Source organism: Nonomuraea sp. NPDC050328, from assembly GCF_044459405.1.
GTDB lineage: Bacteria > Actinomycetota > Actinomycetes > Streptosporangiales > Streptosporangiaceae > Nonomuraea.
This window is the reverse complement of sequence record NZ_JBITIW010000024.1, coordinates 1273-2863: the sequence shown is the minus strand read 5'-3', so window position 1 is coordinate 2863 and position 1591 is coordinate 1273. Positions and strand designations below refer to the sequence as shown.

Sequence of the window (1591 nt, the reverse complement as noted above, 5' to 3'; positions counted from 1 at the left end):
TCTGGTGGGCCTGTTTGTTGTTTGAGATTTGCATAGTGGACGCGAGCATCTTTGTGGCCAAGTTTTTAAGGGCACACGGTGGATGCCTTGGCATCAGGAGCCGATGAAGGACGTGGGAGGCTGCGTTAAGCCTCGGGGAGTCGCCAACCAGACGTTGATCCGGGGATGTCCGAATGGGGAAACCTAGCACCAGTCATGTGGTGTTGCCGCCGCCTGAATGTATAGGGCGGTTGGTGGTAACGCGGGGAAGTGAAACATCTCAGTACCCGTAGGAAGAGAAAACAACAGTGATTCCGTGAGTAGTGGTGAGCGAAAGCGGATGAGGCTAAACCGTTCACGTGTGATAGCCGGCAGGCGTTGCGTGGTCGGGGTCGTGGGACCTCACTGAAGTTGCTGCCGCAGCTTCGAGAAGTCAAAAATCCAGCTTGTAGTTGAAGCCTCTGGGAAGGGGCGCCGTAGACCGTGAGAGCCGGGTAGGCGAAACGAGCTGGACTTCTGTGGGTGTTCCCAAGTAGCACGGGGCCCGAGAAATCCTGTGTGAATCTGCCAGGACCACCTGGTAAGCCTAAATACTCCCTGATGACCGATAGTGCACGAGTACCGTGAGGGAAAGGTGAAAAGTGCCCCGGTGAGGGGTCGTGAAATAGTACCTGAAACCGTGTGCCTACAAGCCGTAGGAGCGTAGTCCTCTTCGGAGGGCTGTGATGTGACTGCGTGCCTTTTGAAGAATGAGCCTGCGAGTTATGGTGTGTGGCGAGGTTAACCCGTGTGGGGGAGCCGTAGCGAAAGCGAGTCTGAAGAGGGCGTTTGAGTCGCATGCTGTAGACCCGAAGCGGAGTGATCTAGGCATGGGCAGGTTGAAGCGCGGGTAAGACCGCGTGGAGGACCGAACCCACCAGGGTTGAAAACCTGGGGGATGACCTGTGTTTAGGGGTGAAAGGCCAATCAAACTCCGTGATAGCTGGTTCTCCCCGAAATGCATTTAGGTGCAGCGTCACGTGTTTCTTGCCGGAGGTAGAGCACTGGATGGCCGATGGGCCCGACAAGGTTACTGACGTCAGCCAAACTCCGAATGCCGGTAAGTGAGAGCGTGGCAGTGAGACTGTGGGGGATAAGCTCCATGGTCGAGAGGGAAACAGCCCAGATCACCGACTAAGGCCCCTAAGCGTGTGCTAAGTGGGAAAGGATGTGGAGTCGCAGAGACAACCAGGAGGTTGGCTTAGAAGCAGCCACCCTTGAAAGAGTGCGTAATAGCTCACTGGTCAAGTGATTCCGCGCCGACAATGTAGCGGGGCTCAAGTACACCGCCGAAGTCGTGGCATTGACGATTCAGTTCGTTGATGGGTAGGGGAGCGTCGTGCAGCCGGCGAAGCAGCAGAGTGATCTAGTTGTGGAGGCTGTGCGAGTGAGAATGCAGGCATGAGTAGCGAATCAAGAGTGAGAAACTCTTGCGCCGGATGACCAAGGGTTCCTGGGCCAGGCTAATCCGCCCAGGGTAAGTCGGGACCTAAGGCGAGGCCGACAGGCGTAGTCGATGGACAACGGGTTGATATTCCCGTACCCGCTTCAACGCGCCCATATCGAACCCTGT

Annotated in this window: 1 rRNA gene (cut by a window edge); it reads left to right on the top strand. The window is 56.4% G+C overall.

What is annotated here, in order from left to right:
• The first annotated feature begins 55 nt into the window (after positions 1–55).
• A 23S ribosomal RNA gene (locus tag ACIBG7_RS43515) occupies positions 56–1591 on the top strand (it continues 1267 nt past the right edge of the window).